Below are 26575 nucleotides of genomic sequence, written 5' to 3' on the forward strand. Positions count from 1 at the left end.
CAGCTTGCAATCGCAACCATTATTTGATCAACGTGTTTCCTATCAGGAAGGATGGTTGAGACCGTGATGTCGTTTTGGGAAAAATTGCTGAATGCTGTTGGCAGCACCGCTGGCAATGCCCTGTCGGCCGTGGTCGAAGCTATCCGCACGCTGTTCGAAGGTGACCCGGAAACTCGCCGCAAGGTGGCCTTTTCCGTTGCCATCATCGCGCTTTCCGCCAAGATGGCGAAGGCTGACGGCGTCGTGACCGAAAACGAGGTCAATGCCTTCCGCGAGATCTTCGAATTCCCTGAGGATCAGGCGAAGAACGTCGCGCGTCTTTATAATCTGGCCCGCCAGGACGTTGCCGGTTACGAGGCCTATGCCGAGCGGCTGTCGTCGCTCTGCGTTACCTGCGCCGCCAATTGCCCGGTCCTGGAAGATGTGCTCGACGGCCTTTTCCATATCGCCAAGGCCGATGGTCTAATCCATGAGAAGGAAATCGCCTTCCTTCAGCACGTCGCGCAGATTTTCCATATGAGCGAAGGGCGCTTCGAGCAGATCATGGCGCGCCATGTCAGCGCTGACGGCCGTGACCCTTACAAGGTACTGGGCGTTTCGCCCCAGGATGATTTCACGACCATTCGCCGCCGCTACCACGGCCTGGTCTATGAGAACCATCCCGACCGTCTCGTTTCGCGCGGCGTGCCGGAAGAGTTTCACGTCATCGCCAATGAGCGAATGGCGGCTCTTAACGCCGCCTACGAGGAAATCGAGAAAGAACGCCGCGCCGCATGACGTCTTTTCCGGCAGATTTTGCGGGCGCCAGCGTGCAGCCGTCGCCGAACCATGGCGAGCGCGAGGGCGGGCGGAAGCCGGACATGATCCTTCTGCATTATACGGGTATGGGTACCGCCGAAGGTGCGCTTGACTGGCTCTGTCGCGCCGAGAGCCAGGTGTCGAGCCATTACTTCGTCTTCGAGGATGGGCGGGTGATCCAGCTCGTGCCGGAAGAGCGTCGCGCCTGGCATGCCGGCAAGAGCCTGTGGCGGGGCGAAGCCGACATCAATTCGGCATCGATCGGCATCGAAATCGCCAATGCCGGCCATCCCGGCGGGTTGCCGGATTTCCCCGACGCGCAGGTCGAAGCGGTCATCGAACTATGTCGTGATTGCGGCCAACGCTGGGCAATCGCGCCTGAGCGGGTACTCGGACACTCCGATGTTGCCCCCGTCCGCAAGGTCGATCCAGGCGAAAAATTCCCTTGGGCGCGACTGGCTGCGGCGGGTGTCGGCCATTGGGTCGAGCCGGCGCCGATTACCGGCGGGCGATTCTTCCAGAAGGGCGATGTCGGTCAGCCGATCGAGGCCTTGCAGTCCATGCTCTCGCTCTATGGTTATGGAACTGAAATCACAGGCGAATTTTCCGCGAAGCTGGAGGGTGAAGTCCAGGCTTTCCAGCGTCATTTCCGTCCGGAACGGGTGGACGGGATCGCCGATTTTTCGACCATCGATACGCTGCACCGCCTGCTCTCCGGCCTGCCGCGCTTTTCCTGATATAAGCCGTCGCTTGTTGACGGTTGCAGGCCAGCTCTCGGGCTGAAAAAGCCTAAGGTGCTGCGCTGCCACATGATTTCCCTATTATTTCCGCATTGCACTGGTCTAACGGCGCTTGCTGAACGGCGGCCGCGCAAGTTTAGTTTGTGTGTCGCGCGGCCGTAAACAAACAACGGGGACCGTGCCCTCCGGCGGCTCTTTTTGCCTCCCGCCGGACTGATGGCGAATGCCATCCGCGATCCCACGCCTGGAGACAAAAGACTACATGAAAAATTTGATTGTTGCGGCGGCGGCATGCGTGAGCGTGTTGCTGACAGGGTACGATTATGCCTTTGCCGGCCCGCGTGGCGAAAAAACCGAGACGGTTTCCCTACGGATCACCAAACGCACCGCCAACTATCCGATATCGGGTGTCCCCGCTGAATTGCGCGACGTGGAAAACTCCTTCACCGGAAGAAAAGCCTATTCGGCCCTGATTACCAAATATGCAAAGCAAAACGGCGTGCCGGTCGAATTGGCGACCGCCGTTGTCCAGATCGAAAGCAACTTCAATCCGAAACTGCGCGGCAGCGCCGGCGAAATCGGCCTGATGCAGATCAAGCCGGCGACGGCGAGGCTGATGGGTTATTCCGGCAGCACCAAGGGGCTTTACGATCCCGAGACGAACATCAAGTTCGGCATGAAATACCTCGCCATGGCGCAAGATCTTGGCGGCGGTCCGACCTGCAACACCATCCTCAAATACAATGCCGGCCACGGGGCCACCCGCATGAACCCGATCTCGAAAAGATATTGCGGTAAGGTGCTGGCGCTGCTCGACTAAAGTCGCTTTCCGGTGGGATTGCAGGTAGGGCGGAATCGCTTTCCATGTTATCGAAATCGCGATCATTTGCGAGGGACGTAACATGGCAGCGGATTTCAGGTTCATCGTCGTCGGCCGGGGAATGATGGGGGCGGCCGCCGCCCGCCATCTGGCCAGGCAAACGGACGGCATCGCCGTCATCGGCCCCGACGAACCGGAAGACCGCGCCAATCATCAGGGTGTGTTCGGCAGTCACTATGATGAAGGCCGCATCACCCGCACCATCGATCCCGATGCCGACTGGGCGCGGCTCGCCAACCGCTCGATCGCCCGCTATGCCGAGATCGAGCATGACAGCGGCATCCAGTTCTATTCGCCGGTCGGCTGCCTCGTGGTCGGGCCGAAACGAGGTGGCGCCGATGCTTATGTCGGCGACGTCATCGATGCGGCATCTCGGCTGGGCGTCCGGACAGAGCTTTTGGACGATGCAGGGCTGAAAGCGAAATTTCCCTTTTTCTCCTTCACGGCGGAAAGCGAAGGCGTCCACGAGCCGCAGGGTGCTGGTCATATCAGCCCACGGCGGCTGGTGAAGGCGCAGTCGCTGCTGGCGGAAAAAGCGGGAGCGAAGGTCATCAAGCAGACCGCCGTCTCGATCCGCGATGAGGGCGGTCTGGCGGTCGTCACCACGGCGGAGGACGAGACGTTCCGTGCCGAGAAAGTCCTGCTTGCCGCTGGCGGTTTCTCCATTGCCGAGAATCTGTTGCCGCGATCGGTTGAGATGAAGGTTTATGGTCGCACGGTGACTTTCTTCGAAGTCAGCAAGGATGAAGCCGAAGCGATGTCGGGGATGCCGTCGCTGATCTCCAAGACGCTCGACGATGCCGATAGCATCTATATGCTGCCGCCAATCCGCTATCCCGATGGCAAATATTACATGAAGATCGGCGGCGATCCGGACGATCTCCAGTTCGATAGCGAGCCGGAGCTGCGCGCATGGTTTCGCACAGCCGGTCGCGACAAGGCGCACGATCACTTGGCTCGGATTTTCCACGAACTGGTCCCCGGCGTGACCCGGCCGTCCTCGCTTACCAATTCCTGCGCCGTTTCCTATTCGCCGACCGGCTACCCGATGATCGGCTACACCTCTTCACCGCGCGTGGCGGTTCTGACCGGCGGCTGCGGCATGGCGGCCAAGAGTTCGGATGAGATCGGCAGGCTCGGCGCCGAGCTGCTGCTCGAAGGTCGAATCAAGGACGACGGCTACCACACGGATTTCTCTGCACATTTCCGCGCTTAGGCTGGAGCTGGGATAAAGCCGCATATTTCGGTGGCAATTGCCGGCGGTCTCGGCTAATGAGCCCCTGCCAGTTGGCCGGGCAGCCGCGCTTTACCAATGCCGAAAGGCGGTAGGGGGAGGAAAGTCCGGGCTCCACGGAAACACGGTGCCGGATAACGTCCGGCGAGGGCGACCTCAGGGAAAGTGCCACAGAAAGCAAACCGCCCGATCCTCGGATCGGGTAAGGGTGAAAGGGTGGGGTAAGAGCCCACCGCGTCTCTGGAAACAGCGACGGCACGGTAAACCCCACCGGGAGCAAAACCGAATAGGGATGACGCGGAGCGCGAAAGCGCTCCAGCCCGTTTCCGGGCCGGTCATCCGGGTGGGTTGCATGAGGCGGCGCGCAAGCGTCGTCCCAGATGAATGGCTGCCACGTTCCGGCCTCGGTCGGAGCCATACAGAACCCGGCTTACAGGCCAACTGGCAAATCATCCTTCGCGTCGCCGATGCCTCGTCATCCGGGCTCGCGAAACATTTTTCAGGCGATCGAAAGCCTTGGTTCTCAGCCTCTCCGCCATGCCCGGAGGAAGCGTTTTCACCTGTGAAAACAAACCGTTTTGGAGCATCTGTTCAGGGCTATCATAACCATTCGTTAAACTTAACGGCTTATGAATATTTAGGCTGTGGCCACGTCTGTGTGGCTTCATCCCATTGACGCCCATATGGTCCCATGGTATCCCAAAAGCACATTGCACAAGGGCAAATCAGTGCCCATTCATCGCAAAGCCATGATCCCTCCCTTCAAGGAGGAGTCGGAAGAGTGTTTGTTCTTTCGGCTTGCGAAGCTGTGTCCGATTTTGGCTGTGTCTGTGGGCGAGTAGTTGCCCGTAGGTCATGGGGAACGGGTGTTTCGCGTCATGAACCGCTTCCTGTCGAATGCGACAAACAGGATCGATGCCAAGGGTCGGGTTTCCGTGCCGGCGGCGTTTCGGTCCGTGCTGGCGGAGCGCAATATCCAGGAGCTGTACTGTTTCCAGGATTTTGTGTTTCCGGCGATCAGCGTCGGCGGCCTCGATCTGCTCGACCGGTTCGAGCGGCAGATCGCGGCGGACGATCCGTTTTCGCCGGCGGCGAACCAGATGTCGCTCCTCATTCACGGGGGCGGGGTCTTTATGAAGCTCGATGCGGAAGGGCGGTTGATGGTCACGGATTTTATCCGCGACTTCACCGGCATCACCAACGAGGTGACCTTTGTGGGTCGGGCGGATCATTTTCAACTGTGGCAGCCGGAGGCTTTTCAGGCCTTGCAGGCGCAGGCACGAGTGGAGCGCAAGCTGGCGGGGCGGCGCTCGGAATAGAACGGGGAAACGGAATGGCGGCGAATTCTGGCGGAGGTTTGACTGATGCCGATGGCGGACCGGTTCGCCACATTCCGGTTCTTCTCAAGGAAGTGCTCGAGGCGCTGGCGCCTGCTCCCGGCAAGCTCATTCTGGACGGCACATTTGGTGCTGGCGGTTATACATCGGCCATCCTGGCGGCTGGCGCCGATGTGATTGCGCTCGATCGCGATCCGACAGCGATCGCTGCGGGGCAGGCGATGGTCGCCGCGCATGCAGGCCATCTCACGCTCATTCAATCGCAGTTTTCGCAGCTCGCCGATTATGCGCCGCAGGGCGGGCTTGATGGCGTCGTGCTCGATATCGGCGTCTCCTCCATGCAGCTCGATGAGGCCGAGCGCGGTTTCTCGTTCAACAAGAATGGCCCGCTCGACATGCGCATGTCGGCAAGCGGTGTATCGGCGGCCGATGTCGTCAATCACGCCAAGCTTGCCGATCTCATCCGCATCTTCGTCTTTCTCGGCGAGGAGAAGCAGGCTCCGCGGATCGCGCATGCGATCGAAAAGCGCCGGGCGGAAGCGCCCTTCGTCACCACTCGCGACCTTGCTGGTCTGATCGAAATCGTCACGCCGCGAAAGGCCAAGGACAAGATCCATCCGGCAACCCGCGTCTTCCAGGCGCTGCGCATCTTCGTCAATGACGAGCTGGGCGAGCTGGCGCAGGCGCTGTTTGCCGCTGAGCGGGCGTTGAAGCCGGGTGGACGGCTGGTCGTCGTCACATTCCATTCGCTGGAAGATCGCATCGTCAAGAAGTTCTTCGCCGATCGTTCCGGTCGGGCTGGCGGTTCGCGCCACATGCCCGTGGTGTATGAGCGGCTGGCGACGTTCGACCCGATCGGAAAGCCGATGATTTCGGCAAGCGATGCGGAGGCGGAGATCAATCCTCGGGCGCGTTCGGCCAAGCTGCGCGCCGGTCTCCGCACAGGTGTTCAGGCCGAGGCCGCCGATCTTTCGATCTTCGATCTCCCCAATCTCGCCAGTCTCGGAAAGCTCGGAGGTTGATATGCTGAGAACTTTTGACATCGTTCTGATCGGCGTCATGACGGCGATGGCCAGCGTCACCTATACGATCAAGCATCGTGCCGAGTTGAAGCTCGAGGAGGTTCATCGCCTCGAAGCCGAGATCAAGCTGGAGAAGGACACGATCGAGCTTCTGAAGGCGGACTGGGCGCTGGTCGTTCAGCCGAACCGACTGGAACGGCTGGTCAATACCTACAATAGCGAGCTCAAGCTGCAGCCGACGCTCTCAACCGCGATCGTGCAGCCGAGCGAATTGCCGATGCTGCGCACGCAGCTTCCGCCTGAAATTGTCGCCGATGCCAAGGATGACACAAAGGCTGGGAGCGCCAAGGCCGGTGGCGCCAAGACGGGCGGCACCAAGGTGACCGCCGCTGCCGCCTCAAAGAACGGCGATACCACGGATGCGGAAATCAGGAAGGCGATCGCCGATGTCGCCTCCGCTCCCGCGCCGCGCCCGGCCGCCAAGGCGCCGTCGCTGGCGAAGCGCAAGAAACAGGATGTCGACAACATGGCAACGGGATCGGTGGACGAGTGATGTCATTTCTTTCGCGCATCATGGTCTTGAAAAGCAAGGCGCATTTCTCCGCCGACGGCAACAATCGCCCAAGCGGTTCCGGTAGTTCGACATTCGAAGGTGCTCGCAAGCGCAAGTCCAATCAGGCCAAGAGCCGTGTCGTTCTGCTGGTTGCAAGCTTTGCCGTCGTCTACTGCATCATCGGCGGCCGTCTCGTCCAGTTCGCCACGACGGCGCCGGATACGACCTCGAGCATCCTGCCGCCGGACCGGCTGATGGCGTCGCGGCCTGACATCGTCGACCGCAACGGCGCGCTGCTCGCGACCGATATCCGCACCGTGTCGCTGTTTGCCGAGCCGAACAAGATTATCGATCCCGACGAAGCGGTCGAGGAGTTGCGCACTGTCCTGCCCGATCTCGACACCAAGGGCACCTACAAGAAGCTTGCCGTCAAGACCTCGCATTTCGCCTGGCTTCGCCGCCAGCTGACGCCGAAGCAGCAGAGCCAGATCCTGGCGCTCGGCATTCCCGGCATCGGTTTTCGTCCGGAGAAGCGCCGCTTCTATCCGGGCGGCTCCACCGCCTCCCATATTCTCGGCTACGTCAACATCGACAATCGCGGCGTCGCCGGGATGGAGAAATATATCGACGACCAGGGGCTCGCCGATCTCGCGGCAGCCGGCATGACCAACGACCAGCCGCTGCAGCCGGTCAAGCTTTCGATCGATCTGCGCGTGCAGGACATCGTCCATGACGCCGTCGTCAACGCCGTCAACAATTTCCAGGCGAAGGGTGCCGGTGCTGCGGTGCTCGACGTTCATACCGGCGAAGTGATCGCGATGGCGTCGGCTCCCGATTTCGATCCGAACTATCCAAATGAGAGCGCGTCAGAAGGCTGGCTCAACCGAATGACGAACGGCACGTTCGAAATGGGGTCGACCTTCAAGACCTTCACCATGGCCATGGCGCTCGATTCCGGCAAGGTCACCCTGCGCGACGCCTTCGACGCCACCAACCCGATCCGTATCGGCGGCTTCACCATTCAGGACTTCCATGGCCAGCATCGCGTCCTGACCGTTCCGGAAATCTTCCAGTATTCCTCCAATATTGGTACCGCAAAGATCGCCGACCTGATGGGTATCGACGTCCATAAGGAGTTCCTGACACGCTTAGGATTGCTCACGAAGATGGGTACCGAGCTGCCGGAGGTGAAGATGCCGAGCCAGCCGCGTGTGTGGAAGAAGATCAACTCGATCACCATCTCCTTCGGCCATGGCGTCTCCACCACGCCGCTCCAGACGGCCGTTGCCGGTGCCGCCCTTGTCAATGGCGGCAAGCTGATCGAGCCGACCTTCCTGCCGCGCAAGCGCTCGGAAGCCGACGCGGTCGCAAAGACGGTCATCAAGAAGAGCACCAGCGACGACGTTCGCTTCCTGCTCGATTTCAACGGCTCCAAGGGATCCGGCCGTGCCGCCCGCGTTCCGGGTTACGACGTCGGCAGCAAGACCGGCACGGCCGACAAGGTCGTCAATGGTCGCTACTCGCATACGCTGAACTTCAACACCTTCCTGGCGGCGTTCCCGATCGACAATCCGCAATACATCATCATGACCTTCTGCGATGAGCCGAAGACCGGTGAGCACGGCGGTACGATCTCGGCCTTCACGGCAGCGCCCATCGCTCGCGATATCATCGCCAGAGCCGCGCCAATCCTCGGAATTCAGCCCAGCTTTGGAAAAGATAACTCGGCCTTGCTGGTGTCTTATTAAGCGTGAAAGAATACACGGGTCGATTCGCGAGAGGGCGAACTGATCAAAAACGAAAAGTATATTCGATGAACTTGCGGGACATTGCCGGAAATACGTTTCCGGAACTCAACGGACAGGTCGGCGGGGCACTTGGCGATCTTGAGATAACTGGCCTTTCCGCCGACAGTCGCAAGGTTGCACCGGGCATGGCGTTCGTCGCTGTTGCCGGCACGAAGGCGGATGGCGCAAGTTTCATCGCCGATGCTGTTTCGCGGGGTGCATCCGTCATTATCGCCGGCCATGGTGCAGCTGCTGCTGGGGCGCCGCTTGTCACCGTTGCCGAGCCGCGCCGTTTTCTCGCCGTTGCCGCCGCACGCTTTTATGGCAAGCAGCCTGAAACGATGGTCGCCGTCACCGGCACCGCCGGGAAGACCTCGGTTGCGTCCTTCACTCGCCAGATCTGGGCCTATGCCGGTCATCCGGCCGCGATGATCGGCACGACAGGGGTCGTGTCGCCGACGCGCAACGATTACGGCTCGCTGACGACGCCCGATCCGGTGTCGCTGCACCAGTTGCTGGCAGCGCTTGCCGACGAAGGCGTCACCCATGCGGCGATGGAAGCCTCGAGCCACGGCCTCGATCAGTTTCGCCTGGATGGCGTCAGGCTGGCGGCTGCCGCCTTCACCAATCTTGGCCGCGACCATATGGATTATCATCCGACGGTCGAGGATTACATGGCCGCCAAGATGCGGCTGTTCCGGGATCTGTTGCCGAAGGGTTCGCCGGCGATCATCTTTGCCGATGATCCATGGTCGGAACAGGCGATTGCCGCTGCCCGCGATACCGGGCAGGATATACGTACCGTCGGCCGCAAGGGCGAATTTCTGGCGCTGAAGCGTGTCGAGCATTTTCGCCACAAGCAGATTGCCGAAGTGCATTTCGGCGACGATATTTTCGAGATTCATATACCGCTGGCCGGCGATTTCCAGGTTGCCAACGCGCTGGTCGCGGCGGGCCTTGCCATATCCACCGGCGTTGCCGCGCCGGTTGCGATGACGGCGCTCGAGAAGCTTGTCGGCGCGGCCGGCCGGTTGGAGCTTGTCGGTCACACGCATGACGGCGCGCTGGCCTATGTCGACTATGCCCATAAGCCGGATGCTCTGGAAAATGTGCTGACCTCGGTACGGCCGTTCACCACCGGCCGCATTATCGTCGTCTTCGGTTGCGGCGGCGACCGCGATCGCGGCAAGCGGCCGATCATGGGAGAAATCGCCTGCCGTCTGGCCGACGTGGTCATCGTCACCGACGACAATCCCCGCTCGGAAGAGCCGGCGGCGATCCGCGCCGAGATCATGGCGGCGGCATCCTGTGCCACCGAGATCGCCGATCGCGCCGAAGCGATTCGTGCGGCGGTTAGCATGTTGACATCCGGCGATACATTGATTGTCGCCGGCAAGGGGCACGAGGAAGGTCAGACCATCGGCAGCGTTACGCTGCCCTTCTCCGACCATGCCGAACTGCGCAAAGCATTGGAGGAGGTAAAGTCTTGAGCTGGCTATGGACAACTGAAGACATGATCGCCGCCATTGTGGGCCGCTCCTTTGGGGCGATGCCTGAAGGCATTACGGGGATTTCCATCGATAGCCGCTCGATCAAGCCCGGCGAAGCTTTTTTCGCCATCAAGGGCGACCGTGTCGATGGCCATGACTACGCCAATCTGGCGATGGCCAATGGCGCGGCGTTGATCGTCATCAGCGAGGCAAGGTTGCCAGCCATGGGGCGGCTGACCGTGCCGAAGATCGTTGTCGACGACGTCCTGGCGGCGCTCGGAAGACTGGGTGTTGCCGCCCGCCAGCGCACGCAGGCGAAAATCATCGCGGTCACGGGGTCGGTCGGTAAGACGACCACGAAGGAAATGCTGCGCCGGACGCTCTCGCCATCCGGCAAGGTGCATGCCTCCGTCGCCTCCTTCAACAATCACTGGGGCGTGCCGCTCACCTTGGCGCGCATGCCTGAAGATACGGATTTTGGCGTCTTCGAGATCGGTATGAATCATCCGGAGGAGATTCGGCCGCTTGCCAAGATGGTGCAGCCGCATGTGGCGATCATCACTACGATCGCGCCGGCCCATCTCGGCAATTTCAAGAGCATCACGGAAATCGCCGCCGCCAAGGCGGAGATTTTTGACGGCGTCGCGCCGGGTGGGCACGTCATTCTCAATCGTGACAACGACCAGTTCGAATTCCTGGAGCGCGCCGCATCGGCCGCCGGTGTCGAGCATGTGCATAGCTTCGGCCAGCACGCCAAGGCGGATGTGCGGTTGGCGGAATTCAATGCCTCGGAAGAAAATTCGACGCTGTGGCTGACGATCGGCGGCGAGACGATGGAAGTGGCGATCGGTGCACCCGGACGGCATATCGCGGAAAACGCGCTGGCCGTTCTCGGCGCGGTGATGCTGGTCGATGCCGATCTCGACAAGGCGATCGATGCGTTGGCGGGCCTGCAGGCGGAAAAGGGCAGGGGGCAGCGCCACAAGCGGATGGTCGGCAACGGCTATTTCACGCTGATCGACGAAAGCTATAACGCCAATCCGGCCTCCATGCGCGCAGCCGTCGCGCTGCTGGCGACCACTTCGCCGGATGCGAATGTCGGGAGCAGGGCGGGCAGGCGGATCGCCGTCCTCGGCGACATGCTGGAAATGGGGGATTACGCCCAGAGAGTACATGCCAACCTTGCCGGACCGCTGCTTGCAGCCGGCATCGAGCATGTCTGGCTGGCGGGTCCGGAGATGGCGGCGCTGAGGGATGCGCTGCCTGAAAGTGTTTATGTCGAATATCGCGAGAACACGGAAGAGCTCGCGGAATTCGTACTCAATTCCGTCGCCCCGGGCGACGTTCTGATGGTGAAATCGTCGCTGGGGACGGGTTTCGGTAAGATCGTGACGGCTTTGCTTGACAAGTTTCCGGCATTCCCCGACACGGAGCCGCGCTCCCATCAGGGGCTTTAGAAAGGGCTCTTATGCTGATCTGGCTTGCCGAGTTGTCGGACCATATTCATTTTTTCAGTACCCACTTCAGATTTCTCAATCTGTTCAGGTACATCACGTTCCGTACCGGCGGTGCCTTGTTCACTTCGGCGTTGATCGTATTCCTCTTCGGACCCCGAATCATCTCGTCTCTGCGTGTCCGCCAGGGCCGGGGACAGCCGATTCGCGCCGATGGTCCGCAGACTCACTTCAAGAAGGCTGGTACGCCGACCATGGGTGGGCTGATGATCCTGGCCGGCATTGTCGTGTCGGCGTTGCTGTGGGCCGATCTTGCCAATGTCTATGTGGTCGCGACCTTGCTCGTCACCCTGGGCTTCGGCGCCATCGGCTTCTATGACGATTATCTCAAGGTCACGAAGCAGAGCGACAAGGGCTTTTCCGGCCGCGCCCGCCTCGGCATCGAATTTGTCATTGCCGCGATCGCCGTCTACTTCATGATGAATACGGCGCTGTCTTCCGGTCCCGCCGGCTCGACCTTCGGTTCGTCCATCGCCTTCCCGTTCTTCAAGAGCTTCATGCTCAATCTTGGCATGTTCTTCGTGCTGTTCGGTGCTTTCGTCATCGTTTCTGCCGGTAACGCCGTGAACCTGACTGACGGCCTCGATGGGCTTGCCATCGTGCCGGTCATGATCGCCGCAGCGTCTTTCGGTGTCATCGCCTATCTCGCCGGCAACTTCGTTTTTGCCGATTATCTGGCAATCAACTTCGTGCCCGGCACGGGCGAGTTGGCCGTGGTGCTTGGCGCTGTTATCGGCGCCGGCTTGGGTTTCCTCTGGTTTAACGCGCCGCCGGCGGCCATTTTCATGGGCGATACCGGTTCGCTGGCGCTTGGCGGCCTGATCGGTTCGGTGGCCGTTGCCACCAAGCATGAGATCGTCATGGCGATCATCGGCGGCCTCTTCGTGCTGGAGGCGCTGTCGGTCATCATTCAGGTCGGCTTCTTCAAGATGACCAGGCGTCGTGTCTTCCTGATGGCGCCGATCCACCATCACTTCGAAAAGAAGGGATGGACGGAAAGTCAGGTGGTCGTGCGTTTCTGGATCGTCGCAGTCATTCTGGCGATGATCGGTCTCTCCACCCTGAAGCTTCGGTGAGGCGGCGATGATCCCAGTCACCACGCTCAAGGGAAAAAAGGTCGCTCTGTTCGGCCTCGGCGGCTCGGGCTTCGCCACTGCGCGGGCGCTTGTCGCCGGCGGCGCGGAGGTGACAGCCTGGGATGACAATCCTGACAGCGTGGCGAAGGCTGGGGCCGAGGGGATCCCTGTCGCTGATCTCAGAACAATCGACTGGAACGGGCTGTCGGTCTTCGTGCTGTCACCAGGCGTGCCGCTGACGCATCCGAAGCCACATTGGACCGTTGATCTTGCTCATGCCGCTGGCGTCGAGGTTATCGGCGATGTCGAGCTGTTCGTTCGCGAGCGGCGGGCGCATGCGCCGGATTGCCCCTTCATCGCTATTACCGGCACGAACGGCAAATCCACCACGACCGCGTTGATCGCCCATATACTGCAATCGAGCGGCCGCGACACGCAGCTCGGCGGCAATATCGGTACGGCCATTCTGACATTGGATCCGCCGCAGGCGGAGCGTTACCACGTTGTCGAATGCTCGTCCTACCAGATCGACCTTGCCCCGACGCTCGACCCTTCCGCCGGCATCCTGCTCAATCTGACGCCCGATCATCTCGATCGGCATGGCACGATGCAGCATTATGCCGATATCAAGGAGCGTCTCGTCGCCGGCAGTGGCGTGGCCATCGTCGGCGTTGACGACAGCTATTCCTCACTGATCGCCGACCGTATCGAGCGAGCGGGCGCGAAGGTTATTCGCATTTCGCGCCGGCATGCGTTGCTCGATGGGTTCTATGCCGAAGGCAGCCGCATCATCCAGGCGTCGATCTGTGCAATCGCGGAGATCGCCAATCTCGACGGTATCCAGACGTTGCGCGGCAGCCATAATGCCCAGAATGCGGCCGCCGCGATTGCCGCTTGCCTGGCGGTCGGCGTTTCCGCGGAGGATATTCGCGCCGGGCTGAAATCCTTTCCCGGCCTCAAGCATCGCATGCAGCCGGTTGGCCGGCGCGGTCGCGTCGTCTTCGTCAATGATTCCAAGGCGACCAATGCCGATGCGGCAGCGCCTGCGCTCTCCAGTTACGATCGCATCTACTGGATCGCTGGCGGCCTGCCGAAAGAGGGTGGCATCACGACGCTGGCGCCGCTCTTTCCGCGCATTGCCAAGGCCTACCTGATCGGCGAGGCCGCGCCCGCCTTTGCGGCGACGCTCGGCGAACAGGTGCCCTACGAAATCTCAGGCACGCTGGAGCGCGCGGTCGCCCATGCGGCAGATGATGCGGATAGGGACGAGCGTGACGCGGTGGCAGTGATGTTGTCACCGGCCTGCGCAAGCTTCGACCAGTACAAGAATTTCGAAGTCAGGGGTGACGCCTTCGTCAGCCATGTGGCCGCGATTGAGGGTGTCACCATGCTGGTTGGTTCAGCAACAGGAGGCAAATGATATGGTAAGCCGCGTTGAGCGTGGGGCCTTGGCCGAATGGTTCTGGACCATCGACCGTGTGTTCCTGGCATTATTCGTCCTGCTGATCGGTATCGGCTTCATGCTCTCCTTCGCGGCATCGCCCGCGGTTGCCGAGCGCATCGGGCTCGAACCGTTCCATTTCGTCAAGCGCCACGCCCTGTTCCTGGTTCCGGCGATCGCGGCGATGATCGGCATTTCCTTCATGACGCCCCGACAGGTCAGGCGAACAGCGGTCATCCTGCTGATCGTCTCGCTGGCGATGATGCTGTTCGCCTTGTTCTTCGGCATCGAGGTCAAGGGGTCGCGGCGCTGGGTCAATATCGCCTCGCTCTCCGTCCAGCCGTCTGAATTTATGAAGCCGGCCTTCGTCGTCGTCTGTGCCTGGTTGTTTGCCGAGCATGCGCGCCAGCCGGAAATTCCAGGCAATCTCTTCGCCATTATCCTTTTCGGTATCGTCGCTGCGCTGCTGGTTGCCCAGCCTGACCTTGGCCAGACGATCCTCACCACTGCCGTCTGGGGCGGTATGTTCTTTATGGCCGGCATGCCCTGGCTGTGGATTTCGGTACTGGGAGGCCTGGGGGCCGGCGGTTTCGTGACGGCCTATTACGTCTTTCCCCACGTGGCGCTCCGCGTCGACAAGTTCCTGACTGGCGAGGGCGATACGTTCCAGGTCGATACCGCCAAGGAAGCGATCATTCATGGCAATTGGTTTGGAGTCGGGCCGGGCGAGGGTATCGTCAAGCGCATCATTCCGGACGCCCATACCGACTTCATCTTCTCCGTGGCCGCCGAAGAATTCGGCGCCGTCTTCTGCATGGCTCTGGTCTGCATCTTCGCCTTCCTGGTGCTGCGCGGCCTGTCGCATGCCTACAAGGAAAAGAACGACTTCAACCGCTTTGCGGTCGCCGGGCTGGTGCTGCAGATCGGTATCCAGTCGATCATCAATGTCGGCGTGAACCTGCAGCTGCTGCCGGCCAAGGGCATGACGCTGCCGCTCATCTCCTATGGCGGTTCATCGATGACCGCCATCTGCGTGACGGCGGGCTTCATCCTGGCCCTGACGCGCCACCGGCCGGAAAAGCGGGCTCAGGACCGCAGCCAGTTCCGGGTGACGCATGGATTGCCGGCGGAGTGATCGTGTTGGACCTGTTTATTCCTCGCTCCCATCCCCTAGCTTTCGGCCATTCTCCGTTCGCATTTGCGAAGATCGCGGTCTATGAAGGAAGCATGACGCACGTCGATGACGCGGCCGCGGCGGTTTCCTATATTAGGGAGATGCCCCGCGTAGAGGGGTATTCGCGGGAGCGAAAATTATGAGTAAAGGCATTATCCTGCTTGCCGCCGGCGGAACCGGCGGCCACGTATTTCCGGCCGAGGCACTGGCCTACAAGCTGAAGGAGCGCGGTTATTCCGTGCACCTCGTCACCGACAGCCGCGCCGAACGCTATGCCGGTAAGTTTCCGGCCGATGAAATCCATGTCGTGCCATCTGCAACGATCGGCTCGAAGAACCCCGTGAAGGTCGCGAAGTCGCTTTGGACGCTGTGGACGGGCATGCGCGCCGCGCGCAAGCTGATCCGCGCCATCAAGCCGCTCTGCGTCGTCGGTTTCGGTGGTTATCCGACCGTACCACCGCTGTTGGCCGCCACTCGCATGGGCGTGCCGGCGATGATCCACGAACAGAACGCCGTGATGGGCCGCGCCAACAAGGCGCTCGCCGCGCGCGTGCAGGCGATCGCCGGCGGCTTCCTGCCGGAGAACGGCGGAGCGTTTCCCGAGAAGACGGTGACGACGGGCAATCCGGTGCGTCCGGCCGTCATCGAAGCCGCCAAGCAGCCCTATGTGCCGTCCGTCCCGGATGATCCCTTCAATCTGGTCGTCTTCGGCGGCAGCCAGGGCGCGCAGTATTTTTCCAAGGCGGTGCCGACGGCGATCAGCCTGCTGGAGGAGCCGCTGCGCAAGCGCCTGCGCATCACGCAGCAGGTGCGCCCCGAGGACATGGAAACGGTCAATAGCTGCACCAGGAAGCTTGAGATGGGTGCCGATATCGCGCCGTTCTTCAGCGATATGGCCGCGCGCATCGGTGCCGCCCACCTCGTTCTTTGCCGTTCCGGCGCTTCGACGGTATCGGAACTGGCTGTCATCGGCCGTCCGGCGATCCTCGTGCCCTATCCCTATGCTCTGGATCACGACCAGGCGGCCAATGCGGCCGCCCTTGCGGCGACCGGTGGCGTCAAGGTCATTCCGCAAGCCGAGCTCACGCCGGAGAAGCTTTCGACCATTCTTCGCGGTGCGATGACGATGCCGGAGAAGCTCGCGAAGATGGCGGCCGCGGCCAAGCAGGCGGGCAAGCCCGATGCGGCAAGCTTGCTTGCCGATATGGTTGAGGCTATTGCCGCAAAACGTTCAATTCAAGACTTCAAGGGGGCAGGCGTATGAAGCTGCCGAAGGCCATTGGCCTTGTGCATTTTATCGGTATCGGCGGGATCGGGATGAGCGGCATCGCCGAGGTGCTGCATAATCTTGGTCATCGCGTACAGGGGTCCGACCAGTCGGAGAGCGCCAACGTCCAGCGGCTGCGTGACAAGGGTATCCCGGTCCATATCGGTCACAAGGCGGAAAATCTTGGCGACGCCGAAGTCGTGGTCGTTTCCACCGCCATCAAGAAGAGCAATCCGGAACTCGCCGCCGCGCGCGAAAAGCTGCTGCCGGTGGTGCGCCGCGCCGAGATGCTGGCCGAACTGATGCGCTTCCGCAATGCCATCGCCATCGGTGGTACGCATGGCAAGACGACGACCACTTCGCTGGTGGCGACGCTGCTCGAAGCCGGCGGGCTTGATCCGACCGTCATCAATGGCGGCATCATCAATGCCTATGGCACCAATGCCCGCATGGGCGAGGGCGAGTGGATGGTGGTCGAGGCCGACGAGTCGGACGGCACCTTCCTGAAGCTGCCCGCAGACGTCGCCGTCGTCACCAATATCGACCCGGAGCATCTCGATCACTACGGCAATTTCGATGCCGTGCGCGCCGCCTTCCGGCAGTTCGTGGAGAACGTACCTTTCTATGGCTTCGGCGTCATGTGCATCGACCATCCGGAAGTACAATCGCTGGTCGGCCGCATCGAGGATCGCAAGATCGTTACCTATGGTGAGAATCCGCAGGCCGATGTGCGCTTCTCGAATGTCCGCATCGACGGCACGCGCTCGCTGTTCGATATCGAGATCCGCAGGCGCCGCACGGGCAAGGTGATCCATATCAAGGATCTCGTTATGCCGATGCCCGGTCGCCACAATATTTCCAACGCGACGGCGGCGGTCGCTGTCGCCAACCGGCTCGGCATCTCCAACGAGGCGATCGCCAAGGGGCTTGCCTCTTTCGGCGGCGTCAAGCGCCGTTTCACGCTGACCGGCGAATGGAATGCGGTCAAGGTCTTCGACGACTACGGCCACCATCCGGTCGAGATCAAGGCCGTATTGAAGGCCGCGCGAGAGGCCTGCAAGGGCCGTGTCATCGCCGTTCATCAGCCGCATCGCTATACGCGCCTGTCGAGCCTGTTTGAAGAATTCGCCGCCTGCTTCAACGATGCCGACAGCATTTTCCTCGCACCGGTCTACGCCGCCGGCGAAGATCCGATCGAGGGTGTGGATTCGCAGGAGCTGGTATCACGCATCAAGGCTGGCGGCCATCGCGATGCGCGCTATCTATCGTCTCAAGAGGATCTGGCGCCTCTGATCGCGGAGATTGCGCGACCGGGTGATTTTGTGGTTCTCTTGGGGGCTGGCAGCATCACATATTGGGCAGCATCATTGCCAAAGGAATTGGAAGGCCTCTCGGGTAAGTCCGCATGAAACAGGTAAATGGGGAAAAGCTTCTGGCGTCGCTCGGCGACAGTGTAAAGGATATCAGGGGTCGGCTGACGCCGGATGCGCCGATGGATCGCGTTACGTGGTTTCGCGCCGGCGGGTTGGCGGAGCTGATGTTCCAGCCGCATGATACGGATGACCTGATCGATTTCTTGAAGATCCTGCCGGCTGAAGTGCCGTTGACGGTGGTCGGCGTCGGTTCGAACATACTGGTGCGTGACGGCGGCATTCCCGGTGTTGTCCTGCGGCTTTCAGCCAAAGGCTTCGGTTCCGTGGAGCTTGCCGGAGAGAACCGCATCCTCGCCGGCGCCATCTGCCCGGACAAGCATGTGGCCGCCATGGCCATGGATAACGGCATCGGCGGTTTCCACTTCTATTACGGCATCCCCGGCGGAATCGGTGGCGCTGCACGCATGAATGCCGGCGCCAATGGCGCCGAGACGTGCGAACGCGTCATCGAGGTGCATGCTGTCGATCGCAAGGGCGTAAAGCATGTGCTGACCAATGCCGAGATGGGCTATACTTACCGCCATTCGGCGGTGGCTGACGACCTGATCTTCACGCATGTTCTTTTCGAGGGCTATCCCGAGGATCGTACCAAGATTCGGGCCGAGATGGATGCTGTGCGCGCGCATCGCGAGACGGTGCAGCCGATCCGCGAAAAGACCGGCGGTTCGACCTTCAAGAACCCCGACGGTCTTTCAGCCTGGAAGCTGATCGACGAAGCCGGTTGCCGCGGCCTCGTCATCGGCGGTGCGCAGATGTCGTCGCTGCACTGCAATTTCATGATCAATATGGAACAGGCGACCGGCTATGATCTCGAATATCTCGGCGAGCAGGTCCGCCGCGAAGTCTTCGAAAAGTCCGGCGTGAAGCTTGAATGGGAAATCAAGCGTCTCGGCGACTTCATGCCCGGCCGCGAGGTTCGGCCTTTCCAGGGTGTCACGACGGAGTAAGGTTGCTCCGCCCGCTTGGACTTCATAAAATGACTCAACGAAAAGGCCGGGTTTTCACCCGGCCTTTTCAATTGGTTATGGCGAGATTCTCAGATTTCCTTGTTGCTCGACAACAGGATACCGATGAGCGACAGAACAGCCGCGCCGGCAAGATAGTAGCCGACATAGACAAGGCCGTAATTCGTCGCCAGCCAGGTGGCAATATAGGGCGCCAGCGAGGCGCCGACGATGCCGCCGAGGTTGAAGGTCATCGAAGCGCCGGTATAGCGAACCGCCGTCGGGAAGGGGGCGGCTAGCGCCGCGCCGATCGGGCCATAGGTGAAGCCCATCAATGCCAGGCCGATGATCGAGCAGGCGAAGGCGCCGGCGAGGCCGGCGGTCAGCAGCGACGAATAGAACAGGCCGAAAATCAGAATGCCGATCGTCGTCAAGGCAAGGATCAGCCGGCGCGAATAGCGATCCGACAGCAGGCCGGAGATCGGGATCGTCAGACCGAAGAAGACGACGCCGACGAGCTGAACCACCAGGAACTGACCCTGCGAATAGCCGAGACCCGCCGGTAGCGGCCCCGAGCCCGGTGCTCTGGTGCCCCAGCTCAGCGTGAACGCGGTCATCAGGTAGAAGAGCACGAAGGTTGCGACGGCGATGATGGTGCCGAGAATCAAGCTGCGCAAATGCGAACGGAAGATGACCGCGATCGGGACGGAGACACGTTCCTCCTTTTCGATGGCGCGGCGGAATTCCGGCGTTTCGGTGATTTTCAGACGGACATAGAGGCCAACGGCAACCAGCAACAGGCTGAGCAGGAAGGGAACGCGCCAGCCATAATCGAGGAAGGCGGCATCCGACATGCTTTCGCGCAGGATCAGGAAGAGACCGGCCGACAGAATGAAGCCGATGGGCGCGCCGAGCTGCGGGAACATGGCATACCAGCTACGCTTGCCTTCCGGTGCGTTCTCCGTCGCCAGCAGCACGGCGCCACCCCATTCTCCACCGAGGCCGAGACCCTGGCCGAGACGGCAAAGCGCCAGCAAGATCGGCGCGAGAATGCCGATGGATTCATAGCCAGGCAGGAGGCCGATCACGACGGTCGAAAGACCCATGGTCATCAGTGCCGCCACCAGCGTTGCCTTGCGGCCGACCCGGTCGCCGAAATGACCGAAGATCATCGCGCCGATCGGGCGAGCGAAGAAGGCGATCGAGAAGGTCGCGAAGGATTGCAGCGTTGCCGAAGTCGGATCGCTTGCCGGGAAGAATAGCTTGGGGAAGACGATAACCGCCGCCGTCGCATAAACATAGAAGTCGAAGAATTCGATTGTCGTACCGATAAGGCTCGCGATCAGAACGCGCGCCGGGGAGTTCGCAACAACGCTGTTCGATGACGAGGGGGTCGGCGATAAGGGGGATATCGCGTCAGTCATGGTTTCACCAATTTTTATGATGCTAAAATGCTGCCTCAGCAGGCAACGCGTGTCCTTAGCGTAATTTTTGTTCAGCGCAAATGTCAAAAAAGCAAGAAATCAACAAATGCGTGCTACCATTTAGCCGTAATTGTTGAGTCGTGAGCAGTTGAGCGAGCGTTTGCCGTTTTCGTAGGCATCCAATCGGCGGGTTGGGCAGTACTCTGTTCTTTCGCAAATGGCGGACTTTCGCTTTGGTCTAGGGCAAAGGAGAAGGGGTTCATGCAGAAAAAGCTTATTGCGGAGTTTCTTGGGACGTTCTGGCTCGTATTCGGCGGCTGCGGGAGTGCAATCTTCGCAGCGGCGTTTCCAGGCCTTGGCATTGGTTTTCTGGGCGTTGCACTGGCATTCGGCTTGACCGTACTCACCATGGCCTTTGCGGTCGGTGGTGTGTCGGGTGGCCATTTCAATCCGGCGGTTTCCGTCGGGCTTACGGTTGCGGGTCGTTTCCCAGGTTCGCAGCTCGTTCCCTACATCATCGCGCAGGTGATCGGTGCTATCGCGGCGGCGGCCGTGCTCTATCTGATTGCCAGCGGCAAGGCTGACTTCCAGCTCGGCGGCTTTGCGGCCAACGGCTATGGTGAGCATTCGCCGGGCGGTTATTCGCTGGTTTCGGCGCTCGTTGCCGAAATCGTCCTGACGTTGTTCTTCCTGGTCGTGATTCTCGGTTCGACCAGCAGCAAGGTGCCGGCGGGGTTCGCGCCGATCGCCATCGGCCTCGCGCTGACGCTGATCCATCTGATCTCGATCCCGATCACCAACACATCGGTCAATCCGGCCCGTTCGACAGGGCAGGCGTTGTTCGTCGGTGGCTGGGCGCTGCAGCAGCTCTGGTTGTTCTGGTTGGCTCCGATCGTCGGCGGGGCGATCGGCGGACTCGTCTGGAAATTGGTCGACGATAAAGACTGAGATCGGGCGTCATAACCCTAACGAGGGCCCGCGCCGGATACCCCGTCGCGGGCCTGTTTGTTTAAAAAATCTAAAGTTGGATATTTCCAACGTAGCAACTCTCTGATTCTAATGGCAGAATTCTTTAGGTCGATTTGATTCGAGAAAATCGATTTCAACGAGAGTGGTCAGAAGTTAACGAAAGTAAACGCTTCATTAACCTTAATGTCGTTCTAATCGGGTCACAGAAGAGGTGGCGAGAATCGCTGCCAGACGGACCGAACGGACGTCAGTTGAAGATGGTGAACTGGGGGTATTGATGGGTGGCAAGCATGTGGCTGTCCTTTTGGGCGGATTTTCCTCGGAGAGGCCTGTCAGCCTGTCCTCGGGGAAAGCATGCGCTGATGCCCTGGAGGCCGAGGGCTATCGCGTTACGCGCGTCGACGTCGAGCGTGACGTGTCCGCGCGTCTTGCCGACCTGAAGCCTGATGTTGTTTTCAATGCCCTGCACGGTCCCTTCGGTGAGGATGGCACGATCCAGGGTGTCCTCGAATATCTGCAGATTCCCTATACGCATTCCGGCGTGATGGCTTCGGCGCTGGCGATGGACAAGTCGCGCGCCAAGACGGTTGCGGCTGCGGCCGGCATTCCTGTTGCTGCTTCGCTCGTTCTGAACCGCTTTGCGATTGCCGGCGAGCATCCGATGCCGGCGCCGTACGTCGTCAAGCCGGTGCGGGAAGGGTCCAGCTTCGGTGTTGTGATCGTCAAGGAAGAGCAGGCGCATCCGCCGCAGATCATCGCCTCGTCGGAATGGCGATATGGTGATGAGGTCATGGTCGAGCGTTATATCCATGGCCGTGAACTGACCTGCGGCGTCATGGGTGATACGGCGCTTGGTGTCACCGAGATCGTGCCGTTGGGGCATAGCTTCTACGACTACGACTCCAAATATGCCGCCGGTGGATCAAAACACGTCATCCCGGCAGAAATTTCACCGAATCTTTACCAAAAGATACAATTATTGGCGTTAAGGGCGCATCAAGCTATCGGCTGCCGTGGCGTCAGCCGGTCTGACTTCCGTTTTGACGATCGCTTCTCCGAAGAGGGTGAGCTTATCTGGTTGGAGATCAATACCCAGCCAGGCATGACGCCTACCTCGCTGTTGCCCGAAATGGCGGCTCACGCCGGCTATTCTTTTGGTGAATTTCTCCGGTGGATGGTGGAGGACTCGTCTTGTTCGCGCTGACGGTCAAAAATATGAGGCGGTCCCGCCACCGTGTCCAGCTCGAGATCGATGATGTCGAGGACGCATTCGTATTGCCGCGGCCGATGCGTCGCGTCGTGCGCTTCCTGGTGAGCCTCGGTTCGGGGCGCGTCAATATTCCGGCGCATACCGGCGCTGTCTCCGTGCTTGCTCTGTTCGCCGCGACCGGCTTTTATGGCATGTCGATCGGCGGTCATACGCAGGATGTCGCACAGGCAACAACGTCGGCTGCCGGCTTTGCCATCGAAGATGTGAAGGTTTCCGGCAACGACCAGACTTCGGAAATCGAAATCCTGCAGCTTCTCGGTCTTGATGGCACTACATCGCTGGTGGCGCTCGATGCCGATGCTGCGCGCCAGAAGATTGCCAATTTGCCGTGGGTGGAGAACGTCGAAGTCCGCAAGGTCTATCCGAAGGCTATCGAAGTGAAGCTCACGGAGCGCAAGGCTTACGCCATCTGGCAGCACGGTTCCGAACTGTCGCTGATCCAGAAAGATGGCAGTGTGATTGCGCCGCTTCGTGACAACAAGTTTGCTCAGTTGCCGCTTTTCGTCGGCCGCGATGCGGAGACGGCTGCGGCATCGATCGATGAAGCCTTCGCCAAATGGCCGGATGTTCGCAGTCATGTGAAGGCATTCGTCCGTGTCGCCGGCCGTCGCTGGGATCTCTATCTCGACAATGGCGTGATCATCAAATTGCCGGAAGACAATATCGACGGCGCGCTGGCACGGCTGACCAAGCTCGACAAGGACCAGAACCTGCTGCAGCGCGATATCGCAGCCGTGGATCTTCGTCTCGACGATCGCATGGCCATTGAATTGACCCCGGATGCAGTGGTTCGTCGCCAGGCGGCGCTGGATGCAAGAACCAAGGCTTTGAAGAAAGCAGGGCAGGATACATGAGCTTGTTCAGTTCGTCCCATTTCGGTCTGCCACGTCTGAAGCCGCTGTCTTCCAAGCGGTCGCATATCGTATCGGTCCTCGACATCGGCTCGACGAAGGTCGTTTGCATGATTGGCCGGCTGACGCCGCGCGAGGAAAGTCAGGTTCTTCCGAACCGCACGCATAATATCGAGATCATCGGCATCGGCCATCAGCGCTCGCGCGGCATCAAGACCGGTGTGATCGCCGATCTCGATGCGCTGGAAAACGTTGTTCGCCTGTCAGTCGATGCGGCCGAGCGCATGGCTGGCCTCACCGTCGACAGCCTGATCGTCAATGTTTCCGCCGGCCGTCTCGGCAGCGATATCTATACCGCCACCATCGATCTTGGCGGCCAGGAAGTCGAAGCCAACGATCTGAAGAAGGTTCTTACTGCTGCCTGCCAGCAGTCGCTCCGCCAGGAACGCGCGATACTGCATTCGCTGGCAACCGGTTATTCGCTCGACGGCGAACGCGGCATTCGCGATCCGCTGGCAATGTTCGGCGATGAGCTTGGCGTTGACATGCATGTCGTCACCGCCGAGCGGGCAGCGCTCCGCAATCTCGAGCTTTGCATCAACCGGGCGCATCTGTCGGTCGAGGGCATGGTCGCAACGCCTTATGCCAGTGGTCTTGCGGCTCTTGTCGATGACGAAGTCGAACTCGGCTGCGCCGCCATCGATATGGGCGGCGGCACGACGACGATCTCGGTCTTCGCTGAAGGCAAGCTGGTGCATACCGATGCCGTCAGCCTTGGCGGCCATCACGTCACCACCGACCTTGCACGCGGTCTTTCAACCCGCATCGAGGATGCCGAGCGGCTGAAGGTGGTGCATGCCTCGGCGCTCGCCAATTCCTCGGAAGAGCGCGAACTGATTTCCATCCCGCCGATCGGCGAGGATGAACGCGACCAGCCGACACAGGTGCCGAAGGCGCTGGTGTCGCGCATCGTCAGAGCCCGCATCGAAGAGACGCTGGAGCTGATCCGCGACCGTATCCAGCGCTCGGGCTTCAGCCCGATCGTCGGCAAGCGCGTCGTGCTGACGGGCGGCGCCAGCCAGTTGACCGGCTTGCCGGACGTGGCACGGCGCATTCTTGCCCGCAACGTTCGCATCGGCCGCCCGATGGGCGTATCCGGCCTGCCGACGGCAGCCAAGGGACCGGCTTTTTCGACGGCGGTCGGACTGATGATCTATCCGCAGGTCGCGGACATGGAGACACACGCGGCGGGCAGCGGTCTGCTCTCGTCGCTTGGAGGTAACAACAGCCGCATCGGCCGCGTTGGCCAATGGCTGAAGGAGAGTTTCTGAGTGCCTGATCCCGGATCGCGACAAGCGCTTTCCGGGCAGGGGTCAGGCGAATGAAATATAGTGAATTGGCCGGCGTGGCGATGCGGCCATAAAGAGAAGGAACGGGTACAATGACTATCAAGCTGCATAAGCCAGATATCACCGAGCTGAAGCCGCGGATCACCGTGTTCGGTGTTGGTGGTGGTGGCGGCAATGCCGTCAACAACATGATCACGGCAGGCTTGCAGGGCGTCGATTTCGTCGTCGCCAACACGGATGCGCAGGCTTTGACGATGACGAAGGCGGAGCGGATCATCCAGCTCGGCGTCAACGTCACCGAAGGCCTCGGCGCTGGTTCGCAGCCGGAAGTCGGTCGCGCCGCCGCTGAAGAATGCATCGACGAGATCATCGATCACCTGAACGGCACGCATATGTGCTTCGTCACCGCCGGCATGGGTGGTGGTACGGGTACTGGCGCTGCGCCGGTCGTCGCACAGGCCGCCCGCAACAAGGGCATCCTGACCGTCGGCGTCGTCACCAAGCCGTTCCACTTCGAAGGCGGCCGCCGCATGCGGCTGGCTGAAATGGGCATCCAGGAACTGCAGAAGTCGGTCGATACGCTGATCGTCATTCCGAACCAGAACCTGTTCCGTATCGCTAATGACAAGACGACCTTCGCCGACGCGTTCTCGATGGCCGACCAGGTTCTCTATTCGGGCGTTGCCTGCATCACCGACCTGATGGTGAAGGAAGGTCTCATCAACCTCGACTTCGCTGACGTCCGTTCGGTCATGCGCGAAATGGGCCGTGCAATGATGGGTACCGGTGAGGCTTCCGGCCAGGGCCGTGCAATGCAGGCTGCGGAAGCGGCTATCGCCAACCCGCTGCTCGACGAAACCTCGATGAAGGGCGCTCAGGGCCTGCTGATCTCGATCACCGGCGGCCGTGACCTCACGCTCTTCGAAGTCGACGAAGCTGCGACCCGTATCCGCGAAGAAGTCGATCCGGACGCCAACATCATCCTCGGCGCCACCTTCGACGAATCGCTGGAAGGCATCATCCGCGTCTCCGTCGTTGCCACCGGCATCGATCGCGCGATGAACGAAGCTGCCGAACGGAATATGGAATTCCGCCCGGTCGCAAAGCCGGCTATCCGTCCTTCCGCGGCCGCCGCTCCGGCAGCGGCCGCAGCCCAGCCTGCCCATGTCGCGCAGGCCCATACCGCACAGGCGCCCGTCAACCAGGCTCCTGCTGCCCCGGTTCAGAGAACCGTCGACCCGATCGCGCAGACCATTCGCATGGCGGAAGCCGAGATGGAACGCGAATTGGACATCCAGATGGGTGCTCGTCAGGCTCCCGCTCCGCAGCCGGTCATGCAACAGCCTGTCGTTCAGGAGGAAAGCTTCCGTCCGCAGAGCCGTATCTTCGCAGCCGCACCCGAGGCTCAGCCGGTGCGTCAGGCTCCGGTTCAGCCCCAGCCGGCCGCGTATCAGCAGCCAGTGATGCAGCAGCCGATCGTTCGGCAGGCTGTTGAGCAGGTTCGCATGCCGAAGGTCGAGGATTTTCCTCCGGTCGTTAAGGCCGAGATGGAACATCGCGCCCAGCCGGTTGCCGCACAGGCTGCCGAAGAGCGTGGTCCGATGGGCCTGCTGAAGCGAATCACCAATTCGCTCGGCCGCCGCGACGAGGACCCGGCTTTCAACGACATGACGGCTCCGGCTCCGGCTGCTGCCCCGCAGCAGCGTCGCGCTCCGTCGCCCGAGGCCAGCCTCTACGCACCGCGTCGTGGCCAGCTCGACGACCAGGGCCGTCAGGTTCCGCAGGCTCGCATGACGAACCAGGAAGACGACCAGCTCGAAATCCCGGCCTTCCTGCGCCGGCAGTCGAACTGATCCGGTCCAAAACATCCTTTTAATAGGATGCTAACCATGTTTGGTGAATCCGGGGCTCACGAGCTCCGGATTTCGTTTTTTGAGGTCTGTCTTTAATCTTAAAATTACCTAGCAAATTCAATCATCTGCTTTCGTAACAAAGCGAAAGAAACAGTGATTTGGAATGCGA

The 26575-nt window shown here is 60.8% G+C and carries 22 protein-coding genes and 1 other RNA gene; 22 read left to right on the forward strand and 1 reads right to left on the reverse strand.

Translation table 11 applies throughout. The annotated features are described in order from the left end of the window. The first annotated feature begins 66 nt into the window (after window positions 1-66). The 17 genes from AB6803_RS04340 (at window position 67) to murB (ending at window position 18693) form a co-directional block, all read left to right on the forward strand. Entirely contained in the window at window positions 67-777 is a 711-nt protein-coding gene (locus AB6803_RS04340; RefSeq protein ID WP_371107737.1) for a TerB family tellurite resistance protein, read from the forward strand. After that, the gene (locus AB6803_RS04345) at window positions 774-1535 is read left to right on the forward strand and encodes an N-acetylmuramoyl-L-alanine amidase (RefSeq protein ID WP_371107738.1); all 762 of its coding nucleotides are present in this window, start codon (window positions 774-776) and stop codon (window positions 1533-1535) included. The genes AB6803_RS04340 and AB6803_RS04345 overlap by 4 nt, the downstream gene beginning before the upstream one ends. A gap of 265 nt (window positions 1536-1800) precedes the next feature. After that, window positions 1801-2358 (forward strand): lytic transglycosylase domain-containing protein, encoded by a 558-nt coding sequence (locus AB6803_RS04350; RefSeq protein WP_371107739.1) that lies wholly within the window; start codon window positions 1801-1803, stop codon window positions 2356-2358. Between the two features lie 82 nt (window positions 2359-2440). Next, window positions 2441-3634, forward strand: a complete 1194-nt coding sequence (locus AB6803_RS04355; RefSeq protein ID WP_371107740.1) for an NAD(P)/FAD-dependent oxidoreductase — start codon at window positions 2441-2443, stop codon at window positions 3632-3634. A 67-nt stretch (window positions 3635-3701) separates the two neighbouring features. Beyond that, window positions 3702-4101: RNase P RNA component class A (rnpB, locus tag AB6803_RS04360), an RNA gene on the forward strand. Window positions 4102-4530: 429 nt separating this feature from the next. Further along, on the forward strand, window positions 4531-4971 hold the full coding sequence (gene mraZ / locus AB6803_RS04365; RefSeq protein ID WP_371107741.1) for a division/cell wall cluster transcriptional repressor MraZ: 441 nt from the start codon (window positions 4531-4533) through the stop codon (window positions 4969-4971). 14 nt (window positions 4972-4985) lie between these two features. Then, on the forward strand, window positions 4986-6011 hold the full coding sequence (gene rsmH / locus AB6803_RS04370) for a 16S rRNA (cytosine(1402)-N(4))-methyltransferase RsmH (RefSeq protein ID WP_371107742.1): 1026 nt from the start codon (window positions 4986-4988) through the stop codon (window positions 6009-6011). Between the two features lies 1 nt (window position 6012). Beyond that, a complete protein-coding gene (locus tag AB6803_RS04375; RefSeq protein WP_371107743.1) occupies window positions 6013-6564 on the forward strand; it encodes a hypothetical protein in 552 nt (183 codons plus the stop codon). Then, a complete protein-coding gene (locus AB6803_RS04380) occupies window positions 6564-8312 on the forward strand; it encodes a peptidoglycan D,D-transpeptidase FtsI family protein (RefSeq protein ID WP_371107744.1) in 1749 nt (582 codons plus the stop codon). The genes AB6803_RS04375 and AB6803_RS04380 overlap by 1 nt, the downstream gene beginning before the upstream one ends. 65 nt (window positions 8313-8377) lie before the next feature. After that, window positions 8378-9841: a UDP-N-acetylmuramoyl-L-alanyl-D-glutamate--2,6-diaminopimelate ligase gene (locus AB6803_RS04385; protein ID WP_371107745.1), complete on the forward strand. Its 1464-nt coding sequence runs from the start codon at window positions 8378-8380 to the stop codon at window positions 9839-9841. Then, window positions 9838-11298 carry a UDP-N-acetylmuramoylalanyl-D-glutamyl-2,6-diaminopimelate--D-alanyl-D-alanine ligase gene (locus AB6803_RS04390; protein ID WP_371107746.1) on the forward strand — a complete coding sequence of 487 codons (1461 nt, stop codon included), beginning with the start codon at window positions 9838-9840 and terminating at the stop codon, window positions 11296-11298. Before AB6803_RS04385 ends, AB6803_RS04390 begins: the two co-directional genes overlap by 4 nt. Before the next feature lie 11 nt (window positions 11299-11309). Then, complete coding sequence (mraY, locus tag AB6803_RS04395; protein ID WP_371107747.1) at window positions 11310-12431, forward strand: phospho-N-acetylmuramoyl-pentapeptide-transferase; 1122 nt, start codon at window positions 11310-11312, stop codon at window positions 12429-12431. A gap of 7 nt (window positions 12432-12438) precedes the next feature. After that, window positions 12439-13851, forward strand: coding sequence for a UDP-N-acetylmuramoyl-L-alanine--D-glutamate ligase (gene murD / locus AB6803_RS04400; protein ID WP_371107748.1), 1413 nt, complete (start codon window positions 12439-12441; stop codon window positions 13849-13851). 1 nt (window position 13852) lies between these two features. Next, a complete protein-coding gene (ftsW, locus tag AB6803_RS04405; RefSeq protein WP_371107749.1) occupies window positions 13853-15007 on the forward strand; it encodes a putative lipid II flippase FtsW in 1155 nt (384 codons plus the stop codon). 178 nt (window positions 15008-15185) lie between these two features. Continuing rightward, entirely contained in the window at window positions 15186-16310 is a 1125-nt protein-coding gene (gene murG / locus AB6803_RS04410) for an undecaprenyldiphospho-muramoylpentapeptide beta-N-acetylglucosaminyltransferase (protein ID WP_371107750.1), read from the forward strand. Next, a complete protein-coding gene (gene murC, locus AB6803_RS04415; protein ID WP_371107751.1) occupies window positions 16307-17722 on the forward strand; it encodes a UDP-N-acetylmuramate--L-alanine ligase in 1416 nt (471 codons plus the stop codon). The genes murG and murC overlap by 4 nt, the downstream gene beginning before the upstream one ends. Then, window positions 17719-18693, forward strand: coding sequence for a UDP-N-acetylmuramate dehydrogenase (murB, locus tag AB6803_RS04420; RefSeq protein ID WP_371107752.1), 975 nt, complete (start codon window positions 17719-17721; stop codon window positions 18691-18693). Before murC ends, murB begins: the two co-directional genes overlap by 4 nt. Before the next feature lie 89 nt (window positions 18694-18782). Here murB and AB6803_RS04425 read toward each other — a convergent pair whose 3' ends face one another. Further along, window positions 18783-20114: an MFS transporter gene (locus tag AB6803_RS04425; protein WP_371107753.1), complete on the reverse strand. Its 1332-nt coding sequence runs from the start codon at window positions 20112-20114 to the stop codon at window positions 18783-18785. A 261-nt stretch (window positions 20115-20375) separates the two neighbouring features. On the opposite strand from AB6803_RS04425, the gene aqpZ reads away from it, so the two are divergent. From aqpZ to ftsZ, 5 genes are all read left to right on the forward strand, one after another. Then, window positions 20376-21062 (forward strand): aquaporin Z, encoded by a 687-nt coding sequence (aqpZ, locus tag AB6803_RS04430; RefSeq protein ID WP_371107754.1) that lies wholly within the window; start codon window positions 20376-20378, stop codon window positions 21060-21062. 298 nt (window positions 21063-21360) lie between these two features. After that, window positions 21361-22287 (forward strand): D-alanine--D-alanine ligase, encoded by a 927-nt coding sequence (locus tag AB6803_RS04435; protein WP_371108321.1) that lies wholly within the window; start codon window positions 21361-21363, stop codon window positions 22285-22287. Then, on the forward strand, window positions 22275-23207 hold the full coding sequence (locus tag AB6803_RS04440) for a cell division protein FtsQ/DivIB (RefSeq protein ID WP_371107755.1): 933 nt from the start codon (window positions 22275-22277) through the stop codon (window positions 23205-23207). The genes AB6803_RS04435 and AB6803_RS04440 overlap by 13 nt, the downstream gene beginning before the upstream one ends. Beyond that, window positions 23204-24535, forward strand: a complete 1332-nt coding sequence (ftsA, locus tag AB6803_RS04445; protein ID WP_371107756.1) for a cell division protein FtsA — start codon at window positions 23204-23206, stop codon at window positions 24533-24535. The genes AB6803_RS04440 and ftsA overlap by 4 nt, the downstream gene beginning before the upstream one ends. 110 nt (window positions 24536-24645) lie before the next feature. After that, window positions 24646-26406: a cell division protein FtsZ gene (gene ftsZ / locus AB6803_RS04450; RefSeq protein ID WP_371107757.1), complete on the forward strand. Its 1761-nt coding sequence runs from the start codon at window positions 24646-24648 to the stop codon at window positions 26404-26406. Window positions 26407-26575 lie beyond the last annotated feature (169 nt).

Origin of the sequence: Rhizobium sp. RCC_161_2, assembly GCF_041355235.1 — a bacterium.
Taxonomy (GTDB): Bacteria; Pseudomonadota; Alphaproteobacteria; order Rhizobiales; family Rhizobiaceae; genus Rhizobium.